This window comes from Collinsella sp. HCP28S3_E9 (assembly GCF_052065455.1).
In the GTDB taxonomy this organism is placed as follows: Bacteria; Actinomycetota; Coriobacteriia; order Coriobacteriales; family Coriobacteriaceae; genus Collinsella.
The window spans coordinates 13,331-31,497 of sequence record NZ_JBQHTZ010000012.1 but is presented as its reverse complement, the minus strand read 5'-3'; the positions used below and the strand labels follow the sequence as shown (position 1 = coordinate 31,497).

The window sequence follows — 18,167 nt, the reverse complement described above, 5'->3', positions numbered from 1 at the left end:
CGCGGAGCTGAGGAAACGCGATAGCGTTTGCCAGCGTAGCTCGCAAGGCGCGCAAGCGCCGCAGCGGTCCGTCCGCGCAGCGCGCGGACGCGATTACCTTGCCCGCCCCCCTGTATTTACTAGGTCCACAGGAAAGAGGTCCTTTTCTTTTATGTGGACCCGCGGAAAACGCATCCCAGAATTTCAATCCTGAGCGGGATGCGCTTTCCGCTTTAGGGGCGCTTGGGAAAATGCGACCCGGAATGACGTGAAATTACGGGACATGCTTTCCGGTTGGGCCTGCTGGCGGAAAATGCATTCCATTATTGAGCAAAAAAACGGGATGCTCCTTCCGGCGCCTGCCTTCGGCGTGCGTGCACATCTTGGCGTACCATCTCGGGTGTGCCCGCCCAGATATTACTCCTACTTTTGCGCCACTTTGCAGACCGTTCGATCGGCTGTCCGTGTGCGCGGGTATACTCAAAACGATACTTTTCCTATGCAATACGATGCGGGTTCGCCCTGCACGATTCGAAGGGGGCCGTGATGGAGAGGATACTCGGCGTTAATCTCTCTGGCTGGTTTATTCCCGAGCCTTGGGTGACCCCGTCGCTGTACGCGGCGACAGGTGCGTCCAATGCGGCGGAACTGCAAGAAGCCATGGGCACTGCTGCCTATAACGAGCGCATGCGTCGCCATTATGAGACATTCGTAAGCGAAGATGATTTTCGCCGTATGGCGCAGATTGGTCTCAATGCCGTGCGTTTGCCGGTGCCCTGGTATGCCTTTGGCTCGCAGGAGTCCGATGCGTCCTACATTTCGGTTATCGACTACATTGACCGTGCAATTGAGTGGGCTGCCAAGTACGACATTCGCGTGCTGCTCGATCTAGCGACTGTGCCCGGTGGCCAGGGCGATTCCAACGATTCGCCCACCACGCCGGAGGCTGTTGCCGAGTGGCATTCGTCCACCAACGGTCGTCACGTTGCGCTCGACGTGCTGGAGCGTTTGGCCGATCGCTACGGCGAAGCCGAAAGCCTTCTGGGCATTGAGCTGCTGGATACGCCGCAGATGAGTGTCCGCAAGAGTCTCTTTACCATGACGGATGGCATTCCGGCCCACTACCTGCGCAATTTCTATCGCGATGCCTACGAGCTCGTCCGTTCGTATATGCCCGAGGATAAGATCGTCGTCTTTTCGTCCTCAGGACATCCCAGCGAGTGGAAGCATTTTATGCGCGGCGCCAAGTACAAGAACGTCTACATGGACCTTCACCTGTACCATTACCGCGACGAGTATGCGCTCGACATCACGAGCCCCTGCGGGCTGACGACGGCGATTTCGCGTAACAAGCGCGAGCTTAAAGAAGCGATTTCGACAGGGTTCCCCGTGCTGGTGGGCGAATGGTCGGGCGCGGCGATCTTTGCCAACTCGTCGGTTACGCCCGAGGGCCGCAATGCCTACGAGCGCGTGTTTATCGCCAATCAGCTGGCTTCGTTTGCGCCGGCTGCCGGTTGGTTCTTCCAAACGTGGAAGACCGAGAAACGCATCGCAGCATGGGACGCCCGCGCGGCGCTCGGTACGCTCGAGCGCGGCATGATTGAATAGGTTGATATGACGCAAAACAGAGCCCATACGGGCAAACTCTATGTGGTCGGAACACCCATCGGCAACCTGGGCGACCTGTCTCCGCGCGTTGGCGAGGCGTTTGCCGCCGCCGATGCGATCTGCTGCGAGGACACGCGCGTGACCTCAAAGCTACTGATGCACCTGGGCATTTCCAAGCCGCTTGTCCGTTGCGACGAGAATGTGATCGCCAGCCGCGCCACCGGTCTGGTCGACCGCCTGCTGGCGGGTGAGACCCTTGCCTTTGCCTCGGATGCCGGCATGCCGAGCGTGTCCGATCCCGGCCAGGCGCTGGTCGAGGCGGCGCGTGAGGCCGATGTGCCCGTCGAAGTTATTCCCGGGCCCTCTGCTTGCGTCACAGCGCTCGTTTCGTCCGGCATTCCCTGCGAGCATTTTTTCTTCGAGGGCTTTTTGGGCCGAAAGCACGGCGACCGCGTGCGCCGTTTGCAGCGCCTTGCCGTGGTGCCCGGCGCGCTCATCTTCTACGAGTCTCCACATCGCATCGTGGCGACGCTCGAGGCCGTGGCAGAGGTCTTTCCCCAGCGTGAGGTTGCCGTCTGCCGCGAACTCACCAAGCTGCACGAGGAGGTCTTGCGCGGGCCCGCCGCCCAGCTTGCCGAGGGGCTGCGTGCCCGTGGCGAAGTAAAGGGCGAGATTGCGCTGGTCATTGCGCCACCGAGCGAAGACGAGGAGGCCGGCATCGTGCCGGTTGGCGCAGCGGCAGCGGATCCCGATGAGGCCCTGCGCGCGGATATCCGTGTCGCGCTCGAGGAGGGGGAGCCCGCCTCTGCGGTGGCCAAGCGTCTGTCTCAGAAGTATTCACGCCGCAAGCGCGATGTCTATGCCATGGTGCTCAATATGCAATAGATGGAGGATATCCAGCCCTTGCGTTAGAATCATCCCCTGTATGCAACGTTTTTCTGGAGGACAAACCCCATGGATCAAAGCAAGCCTTCGTTCTTTATCACGACGCCCATCTACTACGTCAATGCCGATCCGCATCTGGGCACGGCTTATTCCACTATCATCGCCGACGTCCAGGCTCGCTATCGCCGCTCCGCCGGCTATAACGTCAAGTTCCTGACCGGCATGGACGAGCACGGCGAGAAGGTCGCCGAGGCCGCAGCCAAGCATGGCATGACGCCGCAGGAGTGGACCGACAGCCAGGCTCCGCACTTCAAGGAGCTTTGGAGCAAACTCGAGATCTCCAACGACGACTTCATCCGCACCACCGAGCCGCGCCAGCATCATGCGGTGCAGTATCTGTGGGAGCGCATGAAGGAGTCTGGCTACCTGTATAAGGGCAGCTACGACGGTTGGTACTGTGTGCCCGACGAGACTTACTTTACCGACACGCAGGTCCAGAAGGGTGACGAGGAATACGGCAGCGTCGGCCAGCACCTGTGTCCCGACTGTCATCGTCCGCTCGAGCGCGTGCAGGAGGAGTCCTACTTCTTCAAGCTTTCCGCTTTCCAGGACAAGCTGCTCAAGCTCTATGACGAGCATCCCGATTTCGTCGAGCCTGCATTCCGCATGAACGAGGTGCGTAGCTTTGTCGAGGGTGGCCTCAACGACCTTTCCGTGAGCCGTACGAGCTTTGACTGGGGCATCCAGGTTCCGTTCGATGAGGGCCATGTGACCTATGTGTGGTTCGACGCGCTGCTCAACTACATGACGGCTGTCGGCTACGGTGTCGACACCGACGAGGCCCGTGCCGAGCTGGCCTATCGCTGGCCTGCGCAGTTCCACATTGTGGGCAAGGACATCATTCGCTTCCACTGCGTCATTTGGCCCGCTATGCTCATGGCCATTGGCGAGGCTCTGCCCGAGCACGTCTTTGCCCACGGCTTCCTGACCGTGCGCAATGCCGAGACTGGCAAGGCCGAGAAGATGTCCAAGAGCCGTGGCAACGCCATTGCCCCGCAGGATGTTATCGACATGCTGGGCGTCGAGGGCTATCGCTACTACTTTATGACCGACGTGGTCCCCGGCACCGACGGAGCTATCAGCTTCGATCGCATGGAGCAGGTCTACAACGCCGATCTCGCTAACAGCTGGGGCAACCTCATCTCGCGTTCACTCAACATGAGCGGCAAGTACTTTGACGGTTGCGCGCCCGCCAAGCCCGCATCGTTCGATGCGTTCGATAACCCGCTGGCAAAGATCGCCGATGGCCTGGCCGAGCGCTACATGGCCAAGATGGACGTGCTCGATTACGGTGGAGCCAAAGACGAGGTTATGGAGCTCATCCACGCCGCCAACCACTACATCGAGGACTCCGAGCCCTGGGCACTTGCCAAGGACGAGGCCAAGGCCGACGAGCTGGCGTTTGTGATCTACAACCTCCTCGAGGCCATCCGCATTGCTGCTCACCTGCTGATGCCGCTCATGCCCCAGACTTCTACCGAGGCCCTGCGCCGCCTGTCGTGCGAGGACGAGGCCGCGAGCGACGACCTCAAGGGCATTTGCGCTTGGGGTCTGCTTGCCGGTGGTCAGCCCGTCGAGAAGGGTGAGCCGCTGTTCCCGCGTCTGGGTTAAGACGCCGCGCGCCATATCGGCAATCTGCTGTTTAGGTGTAAGGGCATGGCCGCAACGGTCCATGCCCTTTTGTTTCAAGACGCCGCCACCATGTTAAGGAGGCAACTATGACAACTTCGCCTTTGGCAAACCCCACGGCAACAAGGGAGCTGCTGGAGGAGTTTGGCCTTGCGACCAAGCATCGCCTGGGCCAGAACTTCCTGATCGACAACCATGTGATCGAGCGTATTTGCGAGCTTTCCGAACTTGCGGGCGATGAGCGCGTGCTCGAGGTTGGTCCGGGCGTTGGAACGCTCACGCTTGCGCTGCTTCAGGAGGCGGCGTGCGTCACGTCGATTGAGGCCGATCCCGAGCTCGAGCCGGTGCTCGATGCCCATGCCGCCGACTATGCCAACTTCCGCTTTATCATGGGCGACGCGCTCAAGGTGTGCCCGGAGCAGATTGAGCAGGCCGCGGGCGGTGAGCCGACGGTATTTGTCGCGAACTTGCCCTATAACGTGGCAGCGACGATCATTCTGCAGTTCTTCCAGACGATGCCCGCCCTTAAGCGCGCCGTCGTCATGGTTCAAAAGGAGGTTGCCGATCGCATTGCCGCAACGCCGGGCAACAAGACCTACGGCGGCTATACGGCAAAGCTCGGCCTGTATGCGCAGGTGACGGGTCGCTTTGAGGTGCCGCCGCGCTGCTTTATGCCGGCGCCGCATGTGGATTCGGCCGTCGTGCGCATCGACCGTGTTGACGGTGTAGCGCCCGAGGGGCTTGATCGCGAGTTTGTGGCTCGCGTGATTGACGCTGCGTTTGCTCAGCGTCGCAAGACCATCCGCAATTCCATGAGCGCCAACGGCTTTGCCAAGGACGTGCTCGATGCCGCCTTTGAGGCTTGCGGCATCGCGCCCACCACACGCGCCGAGACGCTTGGCGTTGCCGATTTCGTCCGTCTAGCTCAGGAGCTAATCCATGATGCCTAATGACGAGCGCGTGACGTTTACCAAGAAAAAGAAAACGGTTGCTTGCCCCGTGCCCTTGGCGCCGCTTGCCGATACGCACGCGCACCTGCTCTCGTTTTGGGGCAAGGAAGTACCCGAGACGCTTGTGCGCGCCAAGGCTGCAGGCGTCGACCTGTTGGTGACGATTTTTGATCCCATTGCCGACAAACGCAGCGTGACGGACTATAGCGACTGGCTGGTGCGCGAGATTTTGCCGATGCGCGAGATTCCGCAGATAAAGTATCTCGCCGGTGTGCACCCCTATGGCGCGCCGGACTATACCGATGACATTCATGCACAGGTCGTTGCTGCGCTTGATGATCCCTTATGCGTCGGTATCGGCGAGATCGGTCTGGACTACCACATGGATTACGACGACGACATCGCGCCGGCGCCCCACAGCGTGCAGATTGATTGCATGGCACGTCAGCTCGAAGTTGCTGTGCGTCGTAACGTACCGGTGGAGTTGCATCTGCGCCACGAGGATGCGGATGGGGAGCGCTCCTCGCATGTGGATGCGTACAACGTGCTGCGCGAGGTCGGCGTGCCTCAGGCCGGTTGCGTGCTGCACTGCTTTGGCGAGGATCGCGCCACGATGGAGCGCTTTGTGGATTTGGGTTGTTACATCGCCTATGGCGGCGCGGCCACCTTTAAGCGCAACAATGATGTGCGCGAGGCATTCGCGGCGACCCCGCTCGACCGTATTTTGTTCGAGACGGATTGTCCCTATATGGCTCCGGAGCCCATTCGCGGTCTTGAGTGTGAGCCGGCAATGATTTCCATCACAGCAAACGCGCTGGTCAACGACCGTGTCGATCGTACTGGAGAGAAAGCAGAGGCAATTGCGCAAGCTGCGTGGGACAATGCCTGCAAACTTTTTCAAAAATAGTTCTTGCGTTCACGGTGGCGCTCCGTTATTCTAATTCCTGCACGCGGGCGTGGCGGAATTGGCAGACGCGTACGGTTCAGGTCCGTATGGGGGCAACCCCATGAAGGTTCAAGTCCTTTCGCCCGCACCATTGATTGAAAGAGCTCCCAGCAATGGGAGCTTTTTTGTTATGGGCCCATCGCAGGGACTTGAACCTGCGAAGGAGCGAGCGTCAAGAAAACGCGGAGCGTTTTTAGCGAGCTGGCGAGTCCGCCGGCAGGCGGGCGAAGCCGGTGCGGATCCGCGCAGCGGATACGCGGACGTCCTTTCGCCCGCACCATTGATTGAAAGAGCTCCCAGCAATGGGAGCTTTTTTGTTATGGGCCTCCTGATGGTGTCACATGGCTGCTTTGTGCGGGTATCCTAGTGCCAACGTGTGCCCATCGGAGGAGAGACCATGCTGTTATCCGGTATTATCGCTGCCCTTACGAGCCTTCTGCTTCCCATCATCATTTTGTTGCTACTGCTTCCCAACGCCTGCTATGTCGTTGAACAGCAGCATGCTGTGATCATCGAGCGCCTGGGCAAGTTTAACCGCATCGTCAACGCGGGTTTCCACATGAAGGTGCCCGTGATCGACCGCAAGGCCGCCACGGTGAGTCTGCGCACCATGAAAAACGGTTTTGGGATCGACGTTAAGACCCAGGACAACGTGACTATCGGCCTTGAGGTCTCTGCTCAGTACCACGTGAGCTATGACATGGGAGCCGGCCCGGCAGATTCGGGCATCTACAAGAGCTACTACATGCTGCAGGAGCCCGTCGACCAGATGCGCGACTTCATTACCGATGCCCTGCGCTCTTCCATCCCTGTCTATACCCTTGATGAGGTCTTTGCCAAGAAGGATGACATTGCCAAGGACGTCAACGCCACCGTATCCGAGCAGATGGCCGCCTACGGCTTTACCCTCGTGTCGACGCTCATCACCAAGATCGCGCTGCCGACCGAGGTCGAGAACTCTATGAATGACATCAACGCCGCCCAGCGTAAGCGCGCTGCTGCGCAGGAGCTCGCTGAGGCCGACCGCATCAAGCGCGTTACCGAGGCGACCGCCGAGGCCGAGGCAATGGAAAAGGCGGGCGAAGGCATCGCCAACCAGCGCAAGGCCATCGCGCTGGGTATCAAGGATTCGCTCGAGATTATCCAGGAGACGGGCGTCGGCAACGATGAGGCCAACCAGCTGTTCATGTTTACGCAATGGTCCGAGATGATGACGGAGTTCGCTCGCACGGGTAAAACATCGACGGTCGTGCTGCCGAGCGACTTTTCGCAGTCGGCCTCTATGTTCGAGCAGATGCTGACCGCCGGCAAAGTTCAAAACGATTCGAAGGAGTAGGCGCGCGTGAAGTGCACCGTTGTATGCGTCGGTAAGCTCAAAGAGCGTTTTTGGAAGGATGCCTGCGCCGAGTACACCAAGCGCCTGGGCGCCTATGCCAAGGTGGATATGCGCGAGGTGGCCGATATCGACCCGGCCAAGGCGGGCGGCGTGGATGCCGCGCGCGACAAGGAGGGAGCGGCGATTCTTGCAGCCCTGCCGCCCCGAGCGCATGTGATTCTGCTGGCCATTGAGGGCAAAGAGCGCTCGAGTGAGGAACTCTCGGCGCGGCTCGATGATCTTATGTTGCGAGGCAACAGCGACATCGCCTTTGTGATTGGCGGATCGGACGGCGTGAGCGACGATGTTCGCTCACGAGCTGACGAAATGCTCAGCTTTGGACGCATTACCTTGCCGCATAACTTGGCGCGCGTGGTGCTGCTGGAGCAGGTCTACCGCGCCTGCAAGATTAGCCGTGGTGAGCCGTATCACAAATAGGTCGGCAACACGAAACAATGCCGTGGGACAATAGCTCTCGATTTGAAGAACCTGTCTGAGAGGACTATGAGATATGAAGATTGGATTTGTCGGTTTTGGCAATATGGCGAGCGCTATGGCCGATGGCTGGATTGCCGCCGGTGTGGCTGCGAGCGACATGTGTGCCTGCGCGGGCCGCTACGATGCCCTGGTTGAGCGCTGTGAGGCGCGTGGGATACTTGCCTGTCGTGATGCGGCGGAGGTTGTCGCTGTATCCGATATCGTGGTTGCTGCGGTCAAGCCGTACATGATCGAGAAGGTCTTCGCTCCGCTCAAGGATACTCTTGCCGATAAGGTCGTCCTTTCGGTCGCCTGGACTTGGGACAGTGCCAAGTGGGAGCAGGTCCTGCCGGGTGTCGCGCACATCTCGACGGTCCCCAATACACCGGTTTCGGTGGGCGAGGGCGTCATCGCCTGCGAGAAGTCCTCTACGCTCAACGGCGAGCAGCGTGCCGTGGTGCTCGACCTGCTCGGAAAGCTTGGCACTGTCGTTGAGCTCGATACGAGCTTGCTGTTTGTGGGCGGTACCGTGGGCGGTTGCGCCCCGGCATTTGTTGCCATGGCGATTGAGGCCCTGGGCGACGCGGCCGTCAAGCACGGCATTCCGCGCGCCGACGCCTATCGCATTGTGAGCCAGATGGTTCTGGGTACGGCGAAACTGCAGCTTGCAACTGGGCAGCATCCTGCGGCGATGAAGGATGCCGTGTGCTCGCCCGGCGGCGCAACCATCAAGGGCGTCGTCGCGCTCGAGGACGCCGGCATGCGCAGCGCCCTGGTCAAGGCCATCGACGCCACCCTTCAGTAAACCTGCCATTTAGGGACAGGTTTATTTTGGCAGGTTTTTCCTGCGGTTTTATCTCTATAGCGAAAAGCGCCCCGCAACCGGGTTGATACCGGTTGCGGGGCGCTTGCGTTTGCCCAGATAAAACCGACCAAAATAAACCTGTCCCTAAATGGCAGGTTAGTCCCAGAAGCTGTCTTGATCTTCTTCGGATTTGGGCCCGCGGTCGACGTAGAGCTTATGGGTGCGCTTCTCCATTACAAAGGCAAGAATCGCAAACAGCAGGATGCCGCCGGCGAAAAGGATGGCAAAACCGGTGCGGGTGCCAAACAAAAAGGAAAAAACTGCGTCCATTGGGTGCCTTCTTGCGTAGTTGAGTTGGGTCGTAAACGCTCATAAGTATATACTTGCCCATACATGTACAAGGTTGCAACCTAAATGGAATGTATATCGCCGGAGGATCTAATGCTTGATATCAAGTTTGTTCGCGAGAACCCCGATGCCATCGATACCGCCATGGCTAACCGCCAGACGTCTTGGGATCGCGAGAAGTTCTTTGAGCTCGACGATGAGCGTCGTGCCGTCATCACCGAGGTCGAGGAGCTCCAGGCCACGCGTAATGCCGAGTCCAAGAAGATCGGCGCCCTAATGAAGGAGGGCAAGAAGGACGAGGCCGAGGCCGCCAAGGAGGCCGTGCGCGCCGTCAACGAGAAGATCGACGGTCTGGCCGAGCGCCGCACCGCTCTCGAGCAGGAGCAGTACGACTTTATGGCTCACCTGCCCAACATTCCTTGCGAGGCCACCCCGTACGGCAAGGACGAGGACGAGAACATCGAGCGCCGTCGTTGGGGCACCCCGCGTGAGTTCGACTTCGACTTTAAACCGCACTGGGATTTGGGCACCGACCTCGACATCCTCGACTTCGAGCGCGGCAACAAGCTCTCCGGTAGCCGCTTCACCGTTCTCGGTGGCGCCGGCGCCCGTCTGGAGCGCGCCCTCATCAACTTCTTCCTCGATACGCACACCAGCCGTGGTTTTAAGGAGTGGTGGCCGCCCATCGTCGTCAAGCGTCAGACCATGTTTGGCACGGGCCAGCTGCCCAAGTTCGAGGACGACGCCTATCATGTCTCGGGCGATAACTTCCTGATCCCCACCGCCGAGGTCGTGCTTACCAACCTGCACGCCGGCGAGGTTCTCGATGCCGACACCCTGCCGCGCCGCTACACCGCCTTCACCCCCTGCTTCCGCGAGGAGGCCGGCTCCGCTGGTCGCGACACCCGCGGCATCATCCGCCAGCACGAGTTCGACAAGGTCGAGATGGTCAAGTTTGCCAAGCCGGAGGAGTCCGACGAGGAGCTCGAGAGCATGACCGCCGAGGCCGAGTTCCTGCTTCAGCAGCTGGGTCTTCCGTATCGCGTGATTAGCCTGTGCACCGGCGACCTGGGCTTCTCTGCCCGTCAGACCTACGACATCGAGGTCTGGCTGCCGAGCTACAACGCCTACAAGGAGATTAGCTCCTGCTCCAACTGCGGCGACTTCCAGGCTCGCCGCGCCAACATCAAGTATCGCGATCCCGAGAACTTCAAGGGCTCGCGCTACCTGCACACCCTTAACGGTTCCGGTCTGCCGGCTGGCCGCACCATGGCCGCCATTCTGGAGAACTACCAGAACGCCGACGGCACCATTACGATCCCCGAGGTTCTGCGTCCTTACATGGGCGGCCTCGAGAAGATCGAGCCGGTCGCGTAGGTTTGCTGCATAAGCGATTTGCGGGGGCGCCCCTATCCGGGGCGCCTTTTTTTGTGCGCGGAGCCTTACCATGTCGCGCGGACAGCTCAATAGAAAACACACGAACAAGTGTTCTGTATACGGTCGTCTACCTGCTATGCTTTTACTAGATACGAGCGAGAGAAGGGGGATGTGATGGACCTGTTTGATGAGCGGGTAGTTTTGTTTGAGAGCGATGAAGGTGGGGAGCACCTGCTAGTTACGTGTGAGCCATCGGGTATGGGTGGCTTGGTGGTGAGGCAAACGAGCGAGGGTCCGTTGACCCAATGGTGCTTTGAGGAGTCGCCACATGTAGTTGAGACCTTTGTGACGCACGAAGGGCTTGCAACACTCGAACGGTTCTATGGAGTCGGGACTTCTAACCAGGTGGCACGCATGCTGAGTATCTCGTTTGCCGAGTATGATTGCGCCCAGCGGGTGCGCTCGCTATTGAGGGATCTCGGTGTTGGGTTCGATGTGGTTGAAAAGCCGATCGATCGTATGGGAAACGGTGATACATGCGGAGCTGCATGAGGAAAATGGTCTAGAAAAAAATCAAGATTTTGCTTGACTCCAATTAACTAAAATGGTTTCATATGTCTTGCGCTGCGGCGTTACCTCAGCTGGATAGAGGGTCTGACTACGAATCAGAACGTCATAGGTTCGAATCCTATACGCCGCACCAATCGAACTTGAAGCCTCCGGCAACGGGGGCTTTTCTTTTTTGGAAGCCATGCACGGATCCGAACCTCGGTCGAGGCGCGAGCGTAAAGAAAACGCGGAGCGTTTTTAGCGAGCGGGCGAGCGCGCCGGCAGGCGGGCGAAGCCGGTGCGGATCCGCGAAGCGGATGCGCGGAATCCTATACGCCGCACCAATTGACTTTAAAGCTCCCGGCAACGGGGGCTTTTCTTTTTTGGAAGCCATGCACGGATCCGAACCTCGGTCGAGGCGCGAGCGTAAAGAAAACGCGGAGCGTTTTTAGCGAGCGGGCGAGCGCGCCGGCAGGCGGGCGAAGCCGGTGCGGATCCGCGAAGCGGATGCGCGGAATCCTATACGCCGCACCAATCGAACTTGAAGCCTCCGGCAACGGGGGCTTTTCTTTTTTGGAAGCCATGCATGGATTCGAACCTCGGTCGAGGCGCGAGCAGCATAATCACCACATCGTAAAAATTTTTCAAATTGTCGCTTGACCCGTCGGGGCCTCGCGTGCATAATAATCCGTGCGTTGCGGCGTTACCTCAGCTGGATAGAGGGTCTGACTACGAATCAGAACGTCATAGGTTCGAATCCTATACGCCGCACCAATTGACTTTAAAGCTCCCGGCAACGGGGGCTTTTCTTTTTTGGAAGCCATGCATGGATTCGAACCTCGGTCGAGGCGCGAGCGTAAAGAAAACGCGGAGCGTTTTTAGCGAGCGGGCGAGCGCGCCGGCAGGCGGGCGAAGCCGGTGCGGATCCGCGAAGCGGATGCGCGGAATCCTATACGCCGCACCAATTGACTTTAAAGCTCCCGGCAACGGGGGCTTTTCTTTTACGCCGCCATTCGACCCCAGAGACTCGACTGGAATCGTGCGCCTCCGCCCGCGGGAGACTATTTCTTATCGACTCGTGTAAGATTCCGAGTAGATGTCGCGGTCCATCCGCGACCACTCCTTCGCTAGACGACCGATCAGGGTGATATTTCGTGGCAGAGCGTCCGACATACAAGCTCAGGTTTCTCGACCCCAAAAAGCGTTTTCCATCGATGCCAGAGCAACCCGCGGGGCGCTCGTATGGTGTTGTCTGGAAAGTTTTTGGCGAGGATCCTAAAGAGTCTTGCTACGTCGTCGAATTCGTAGGCAAAAGCCACATATCGCTTTTGGGCTACGTGAGCGTGTCAGGTGAGGTCTATAAGGTTGACGGCCCTGTTCAGAAAGTGCCATTGCCCAAGAGCCCCGAAATGAAATTGGTCCTTGACGAGTCCGATTCCAGTGTTGGCGAGATTTTGGTGCGGGGAGCCAACGGTGCAATGCGCGCTTGCGCGCGAACGGTCGGCTCTCCCGAAGGGCCCATGCGTGAGCAGTCTGACCACGAGACATGGAATTCGAGCCGTGCTCTCCCTTATGGCGAGTTTATGGCCTCGATGTTCTTGCGCTACGTGATATTTGCCGACCCCAACAACACTCTTGCGAACACGGTACCTGCCGACGAGCTCGATGAGGGTATAAAAAACACCGCCAACAAGATCAAACTCGTAAAGTTGCCCGAGCCGGTCGAGGTGTTTTTGGGCTTTAACACGGCACCGCTCCCCGATGCTATCGAGACGCTGCTCTACCGCGTTGACCATGCCGATAATCCGAGCGGTATCGAGCGTTATGCCGCCGCCCTTATGAGCGAGGTCGATTTGCCCCGACTGCGCACCATCGCTGCCAAGTCCGAGATGGGCCTAGCGCGTATCGACCGCTCAAAGCTGTTCTATCTCAATTTTGATCGTAGCCTGCTGGACCAAGACGAGATTGACATGCTGCTTGCTATCGAGTGTCGTCTTAACCGCCTCTCCGGCATCCTTGAGCGTATTGGGGCAGGGTTGGGCCCCGTTGCCTCGTCGCCAAGCTTTGAGGGCTGCTCGCTCTTTGACCTATGGCATATCAGCAAGACGACAAACGACGTTCCTCGCCTGCTCGAAACGTTGCCGAATGACAACCCGTGGGCCAAACCGGGGACGGTTGCGTGCCAGCCGGGTGGCGAGTGGGACGTTCGCACCCGCTTTGCACGTATCGTAGAAGCACTCAACGTGGTCACGCGGCTCGACTACACCTATCGAGCGAACGTCGCCGAGGGCATCATGCTGGTTCGATTTGGGCGCTCGGTCGTGGATGCCATGCCTCAACGTGAATACGACGCCCAAGATGATGCCTGGCGCGAGGTGGATGAGCCTAAGCGCGCAGCATGGGCCGCGGAGCACGACGCGCGCGTGGCGCTCACGCTGGCAGCGGCTTGTTTTGCTGCCGGTGCCAGCATTACGCGCTGCTACGTTCAGATTGCGGCTCCCGATGGCGAGCGGGGCGAGCGCATCATTGCAACATATTCCTTTGGGCGTGCGGCTTATCTGGCCAATTGCGTTCCCGCCGCTAAGTATTTTGAAAGTATGGATATGGATGATATGCCGTGCAAGCGCATGCTTGAGGCATATGAGTCGGACGCGCCGGATGCGATTGAGCCCGCTGAGGTTCATGCTCGCCCGCGTGACGACCACCGTTCGCTGCCGCCGGCGTTGCGCGACCTGCTGCTTGCCGATACGGCTGATGAGCTTGAGGTTATGGAGGAGGGCGATGACCCGTATGTGGCGCGCGTCGCTGAGTTGCGCGAGCGGGCAAAAGTCGACCGCGCGGGTGCGTTTGAGGGCTTTTCCCGTCTTGTTGAGGAGCTGGAGGCCAAGTGCGCCGTTGCCGAGCTTTTGGCGACAGGACCGGTCCAGACGCAGTTTTGCGACAACCAACTGGTGCGTATGGTGCTGCCGGTAATGGAGGAAGACCGCTCCGTTCGTATTTTGCGCGCTCCCGATGCGCTGTACTTTACCCAGCATGAGATTTGCAGCTTTTACGCCGATCAGGAGGATTTTGAGCGGGCATTGCCCGAGGTGCGTCATCTTTACGATCTGGCGCGCTCATCCATGCAATCACACTTTGCACTCATCAACGTGCTGGCGCGTCTGGAGCGCTATGACGAGGTCATTGAGGTGGCGCGCCACGGCCTGCGCATTGCCAGTGACCGTTCCTCAATCGGCTACCTGTTCTATCGCCTAGCGTTTGCCTACTGGAACTGCGATCAGCTCGAGCTGGCGTTGGCGTGCTACCGCTTGGTACCGCGCGGTGAGGAGTCGGGTAGCAACGCACTGGAGGAAATGCAGGGCCTTATGAACGAGATGGGTGTCAATGAGCCACCGACGTTCGAGGAAGCGGTTGAGACCATCAGTAAGGCCGGGCTCGAACTGCCGCCGGTGCCCGCCGTGTCCAACCAGCTGGCAGACGCGGCTGTGCAGCTGGTCGATAACGGTTTCTTTTTCCTGGCACGCGTCTGCATCTTCCAAATGTGGCGCACGATGGGAAACGATGAGCTCGGATCCCTCAGCCGGTCGTTGGGATAGGGGTTTGATTTATGGGGGAGGAAAGCCGGCCGGCCAATTATCAAAATTTCCCCTTGCCCGGATTCGAGTGTTTGGTTACTATGGAACGGCTGTTACGGAGAGCTGACCGAGAGGCCGAAGGTGCTCGCCTGCTAAGCGAGTATGCCCCAAAAGGGCATCTGGGGTTCGAATCCCCAGCTCTCCGCCAGTATGACTTGAAAGAAGGGTCCCATTTGGGGCCCTTTTTTGATTAGAAGAATGTTAACTGGGGATTCGAACCCTCAAAAAATGAGGCGCCCCGTTGGACGCCTCATTTGGTTCGATGTGATATCGCTTTGGCCCTACACCTCAGGAGCCTTGGCTACGGTCTCGCTCTCGGCTGTGAGCGGGCGGTTGTCGATGCGGCGGCCCAGGCGGTCGAGCTTCACGAGCAGCCACTCGATGGGATTGGGCCCCGTTCCTTCCTCGTCGGCAACCAGGTCCATGACGGCAATCTTGGTGCCGTCCTGCTTAAGCGTAACGCTGCCCACCTTATCGCCAACATGCACCGTGCCCGAAAGGTCATCGTAGCTAACCTTTTCGGTCACTTCGCCGGCGAGTGAGAACACCGTTGCCTGCGCGGTGGGGTCGGCAAGCGTGGCGTCGATCGTTTTGTCTGTCCAGTCGGTTTGACTGACACGTGCCATCAGCGGATTTCCGTTGGCGGTCTTCTTTTGCGTATTGGCGATTTCGACCGTTACCTTGTGGTCGTAATACCAACTAGCAAGTGTGGCCGTATCGGCAAAACGCTGGTCGGTGGTGCTGGAGTTCAAGACAACGGTATAGATCTCGTCGCCATCGCGATTGTAGGCGCTTGCAAAGCAGTATCCGGCATCGTCGGTGGTGCCGGTCTTACCGCCGATATTGCCGTCTTGGTCCAATAAAACATTGTGCGTATCCATGGAATGCGAATGATCGGAGCCGTCGGCGCCCGTCACTTCGATCCAGGGATCTTTGCTCGCCATGACTTCGCGAATCGTGTCGTCCTTCATGGCCTCTTGCATCATCAATGCCACATCGTGTGCGGTTGAATGCATATCGCCGGCCCATTCGTCAAAATCCAGCCCGTGCGGGTTCTCGAAGAGCGTTCCCGTGCAGCCGAGCTTCTTGGCCTGCTCGTTCATGGCTTTTACAAACGTAGCGACGGCATCTTTGGTCTTGGGGTCAAGTTTTTTGCCCACGTGTTCGGCAAGCGCGATGGCGGCGTCGTTGCCCGAGGGGATCATCAGGCCGCGCAGCGCTTGCTCGACGGTGAGCTCGTCGCCTTCGAGGAGTCCCGCGGTCGAGTTGCCTACGGTTGCCGCCGCGTTGCTCACGGTGATTTTCTCGTCCATTTTGCAGTTCTCGACCGCGAGGATTGCAGTCATGACCTTGGTGATAGAGGCGATTTTGACTTGCTCGTCGGCGCTACGGGCATAGTAGACGGTGCCGTTTTTACCCATGACAAACGCATTGGAGGCATCGATATCGGGCAGGTCTTCGGCTGCAATGCCGCGTGCATCGGCGGCTTTGCCGCAGATGTTATCGGTCGTGAGCACTTGGGCACCGGCGACGGACGGAATGCCGGCGACAAGGGCGACGGCGCAGGCAAGGCCAACGGTCAGCTGCGCGGAACGCTTTACAAGAGGGGTGAGATGCTTCACTGATTTCGCTTTCGACGGGATGGTCTCCTTTGGCTCTAGAGTATATCGTTTACCGGCTGTGTCGCTTGGGGTTTGGCGCGTGCGGTTTATCTTCGTGTCTGGGCGGACGCTTGGGTGTGCACGGTCGATATGATTGCCCGTCGCGTATCGAGGAGGTCCTTACAAATACTTGACAATACCCTCACGCATATATGAGCTGCGATTTTTACTATCGATACTGCTGATTTGATATCGATGTGGAGGTATGCGGTATGACGGCTGCTGCGGCTGTGGGGCCCACGGAGCTCGAGGAGCTAATGGAAGCGCAGGCCGAGGCCGCGCATGAGCGCGAAGTTGGGGATGCGACTCGCCCCACGGCAGAGGACCTTGCCGCCTCGCCGACGCGCATTGATGTCGAGGGCCTCGACCTGTTCTATGGCGATCACCACGCGCTTAAGGATGTGTCCATCAAGATCCGCGACAAGCAGATTACCTCGTTTATCGGTCCTTCGGGCTGCGGCAAGTCGACGTTACTGCGTTGCTTTAACCGCATGAACGACGGCATCAAGGACTGCCGCATCGAGGGCAAGATTGCGCTCGATGGTCAAGATATCCTGGGCGATTACGACATCTGCCGCCTTCGCCAGCGCGTGGGCATGGTGTTCCAGCGCCCCAACCCGTTTCCCATGAGCATCTACGACAACGTCGCCTATGGCCCCCGCGGTATGGGTGTGCGCGATCGCGCTGTGCTGGATGAGCTGGTCGAGGACTCCCTGCGCCGCGCTGCCCTGTGGGACGAAGTCAAGGACAAACTCAAGGAGTCTGGTCTGGGGCTTTCGGGCGGACAGCAGCAACGTTTGTGCATCGCCCGTGCGCTTGCCGTGCGGCCCGATGTTCTGCTGATGGACGAGCCGACCTCGGCGCTCGACCCCGTGTCGACGCTCGTGGTGGAGCAGCTGGCCTGCGAGCTCAAAGAGACCTGCACGCTCGTGGTCGTTACACACAATATGCAGCAGGCGGCGCGCATATCCGATTCCGTCGCGTTTTTCTTGCTAGGTGAGTTGGTGGAGCACGCGCCCACCGCTCAGCTTTTCAAAAATCCTACCGACCCGCGTACGGCGGATTATTTGACGGGACGTTTTGGCTGATACCATCTAGTAAAGGTACCTTTAGGATTAAGATGCGGTCATGCCGGCCGCAAAGGGGTTCAACATGATCTATTACGTCGAGGACGATGACAACATCAGGGATCTGACGGTCTATGCGCTGCGCAAGCAGGGGATCGAGGCCGAAGGCTTTTCGTGCGACGGTGAGTTTAAGGCTGCCGTGGCGCGACGGGTGCCCGATGCCGTGCTGCTCGATATCATGCTGCCCGATACCGATGGCTTGGCGATTATGCGTCGCCTGCGTGCCGATCGCCTGACGGAGACGGTGCCCATCATGATGCTTACCGCCAAGGACACCGAGCTCGACAAGGTGATGGCGCTCGATGGCGGTGCCGACGATTACCTGACTAAGCCGTTTTCGCTCATGGAGCTTGCGAGCCGCTGCCGCGCACTGCTGCGTCGCGGCGGCATGGTCAAGCAGGCGAGCGATGTGCTCAGCGTGGGCGATATCGTGCTTTCGCCCAGCCATCGCGAGGTGACCGTTGCCGGCGAGCCGCTTAAGCTCACCCTGCGCGAGTTCGACCTGCTCGAGTACCTCATGCGCAAGCCCGGCGTGGTCTTTACCCGCGAGTCGTTGCTGCAGAGCGTGTGGGGTTGGGATTTCGACGGCGGTTCGCGCACCGTTGACGTGCACGTGCAGACGCTTCGCCAAAAACTGGGCGAGCATGCCAGTGCCATCGAGACCGTGCGCGGCGTGGGCTACCGCTTGGCCGAGCCTTCTGCCGGTGACGGTGCCGAAGGTGACGACACCGCGGCCACTGCATCGGAGGAGTAGCC

15 protein-coding genes and 4 tRNA genes are annotated in these 18,167 nt (G+C 59.2%); 17 read left to right on the top strand and 2 right to left on the bottom strand.

Annotated features, from left to right (window positions below):
• Positions 1-525 precede the first annotated feature (525 nt).
• The 9 genes from ACTNA2_RS06905 (at position 526) to proC (ending at position 8,714) form a co-directional block, all read left to right on the top strand.
• On the top strand, positions 526-1,587 hold the full coding sequence (locus ACTNA2_RS06905) for a glycoside hydrolase family 5 protein (RefSeq protein WP_441048982.1): 1,062 nt from the start codon (positions 526-528) through the stop codon (positions 1,585-1,587).
• A gap of 6 nt (positions 1,588-1,593) precedes the next feature.
• Positions 1,594-2,472 (top strand): 16S rRNA (cytidine(1402)-2'-O)-methyltransferase, encoded by an 879-nt coding sequence (rsmI, locus tag ACTNA2_RS06900; RefSeq protein ID WP_441048981.1) that lies wholly within the window; start codon positions 1,594-1,596, stop codon positions 2,470-2,472.
• A 69-nt stretch (positions 2,473-2,541) separates the two neighbouring features.
• Positions 2,542-4,143, top strand: coding sequence for a methionine--tRNA ligase (gene metG, locus ACTNA2_RS06895; RefSeq protein WP_154517665.1), 1,602 nt, complete (start codon positions 2,542-2,544; stop codon positions 4,141-4,143).
• A gap of 107 nt (positions 4,144-4,250) precedes the next feature.
• Positions 4,251-5,111: a 16S rRNA (adenine(1518)-N(6)/adenine(1519)-N(6))-dimethyltransferase RsmA gene (rsmA, locus tag ACTNA2_RS06890; RefSeq protein WP_441031685.1), complete on the top strand. Its 861-nt coding sequence runs from the start codon at positions 4,251-4,253 to the stop codon at positions 5,109-5,111.
• On the top strand, positions 5,101-6,018 hold the full coding sequence (locus tag ACTNA2_RS06885) for a TatD family hydrolase (RefSeq protein WP_441048980.1): 918 nt from the start codon (positions 5,101-5,103) through the stop codon (positions 6,016-6,018). Before rsmA ends, ACTNA2_RS06885 begins: the two co-directional genes overlap by 11 nt.
• Before the next feature lie 43 nt (positions 6,019-6,061).
• Positions 6,062-6,148 (top strand) — tRNA-Leu (locus tag ACTNA2_RS06880).
• Positions 6,149-6,454: 306 nt separating this feature from the next.
• A complete protein-coding gene (locus tag ACTNA2_RS06875) occupies positions 6,455-7,393 on the top strand; it encodes an SPFH domain-containing protein (RefSeq protein WP_117848150.1) in 939 nt (312 codons plus the stop codon).
• Positions 7,394-7,399: 6 nt separating this feature from the next.
• Entirely contained in the window at positions 7,400-7,870 is a 471-nt protein-coding gene (rlmH, locus tag ACTNA2_RS06870; RefSeq protein WP_370450649.1) for a 23S rRNA (pseudouridine(1915)-N(3))-methyltransferase RlmH, read from the top strand.
• 73 nt (positions 7,871-7,943) lie between these two features.
• Positions 7,944-8,714 (top strand): pyrroline-5-carboxylate reductase, encoded by a 771-nt coding sequence (gene proC / locus ACTNA2_RS06865; protein WP_427719061.1) that lies wholly within the window; start codon positions 7,944-7,946, stop codon positions 8,712-8,714.
• A 156-nt stretch (positions 8,715-8,870) separates the two neighbouring features.
• Here the strand turns inward: proC and ACTNA2_RS06860 are convergent, their stop codons facing one another.
• Entirely contained in the window at positions 8,871-9,044 is a 174-nt protein-coding gene (locus ACTNA2_RS06860; protein WP_195838594.1) for a DUF6724 family protein, read from the bottom strand.
• Positions 9,045-9,155: 111 nt separating this feature from the next.
• Here ACTNA2_RS06860 and serS point away from each other — a divergent pair, with 111 nt between their 5' ends.
• The 6 genes from serS (at position 9,156) to ACTNA2_RS06830 (ending at position 14,771) form a co-directional block, all read left to right on the top strand.
• Positions 9,156-10,439, top strand: a complete 1,284-nt coding sequence (gene serS / locus ACTNA2_RS06855; RefSeq protein WP_118080822.1) for a serine--tRNA ligase — start codon at positions 9,156-9,158, stop codon at positions 10,437-10,439.
• A gap of 174 nt (positions 10,440-10,613) precedes the next feature.
• On the top strand, positions 10,614-10,991 hold the full coding sequence (locus ACTNA2_RS06850; protein ID WP_154517675.1) for a hypothetical protein: 378 nt from the start codon (positions 10,614-10,616) through the stop codon (positions 10,989-10,991).
• Between the two features lie 74 nt (positions 10,992-11,065).
• Positions 11,066-11,142: transfer RNA gene (locus ACTNA2_RS06845), tRNA-Arg, on the top strand.
• Between the two features lie 543 nt (positions 11,143-11,685).
• A tRNA-Arg gene (locus tag ACTNA2_RS06840) sits at positions 11,686-11,762 on the top strand.
• A gap of 635 nt (positions 11,763-12,397) precedes the next feature.
• Positions 12,398-14,584: a tetratricopeptide repeat protein gene (locus ACTNA2_RS06835; protein WP_441048979.1), complete on the top strand. Its 2,187-nt coding sequence runs from the start codon at positions 12,398-12,400 to the stop codon at positions 14,582-14,584.
• Between the two features lie 96 nt (positions 14,585-14,680).
• Positions 14,681-14,771, top strand: a tRNA-Ser gene (locus ACTNA2_RS06830).
• A gap of 133 nt (positions 14,772-14,904) precedes the next feature.
• Here ACTNA2_RS06830 and ACTNA2_RS06825 read toward each other — a convergent pair.
• A complete protein-coding gene (locus tag ACTNA2_RS06825; protein WP_441048978.1) occupies positions 14,905-16,245 on the bottom strand; it encodes a D-alanyl-D-alanine carboxypeptidase family protein in 1,341 nt (446 codons plus the stop codon).
• A gap of 251 nt (positions 16,246-16,496) precedes the next feature.
• Here ACTNA2_RS06825 and pstB point away from each other — a divergent pair, with 251 nt between their 5' ends.
• Both pstB and ACTNA2_RS06815 read left to right on the top strand, forming a co-directional pair.
• Positions 16,497-17,372, top strand: coding sequence for a phosphate ABC transporter ATP-binding protein PstB (gene pstB / locus ACTNA2_RS06820; protein ID WP_441048977.1), 876 nt, complete (start codon positions 16,497-16,499; stop codon positions 17,370-17,372).
• 64 nt (positions 17,373-17,436) lie between these two features.
• The gene (locus ACTNA2_RS06815; protein ID WP_154517679.1) at positions 17,437-18,165 is read left to right on the top strand and encodes a response regulator transcription factor; all 729 of its coding nucleotides are present in this window, start codon (positions 17,437-17,439) and stop codon (positions 18,163-18,165) included.
• Positions 18,166-18,167: the final 2 nt, after the last annotated feature.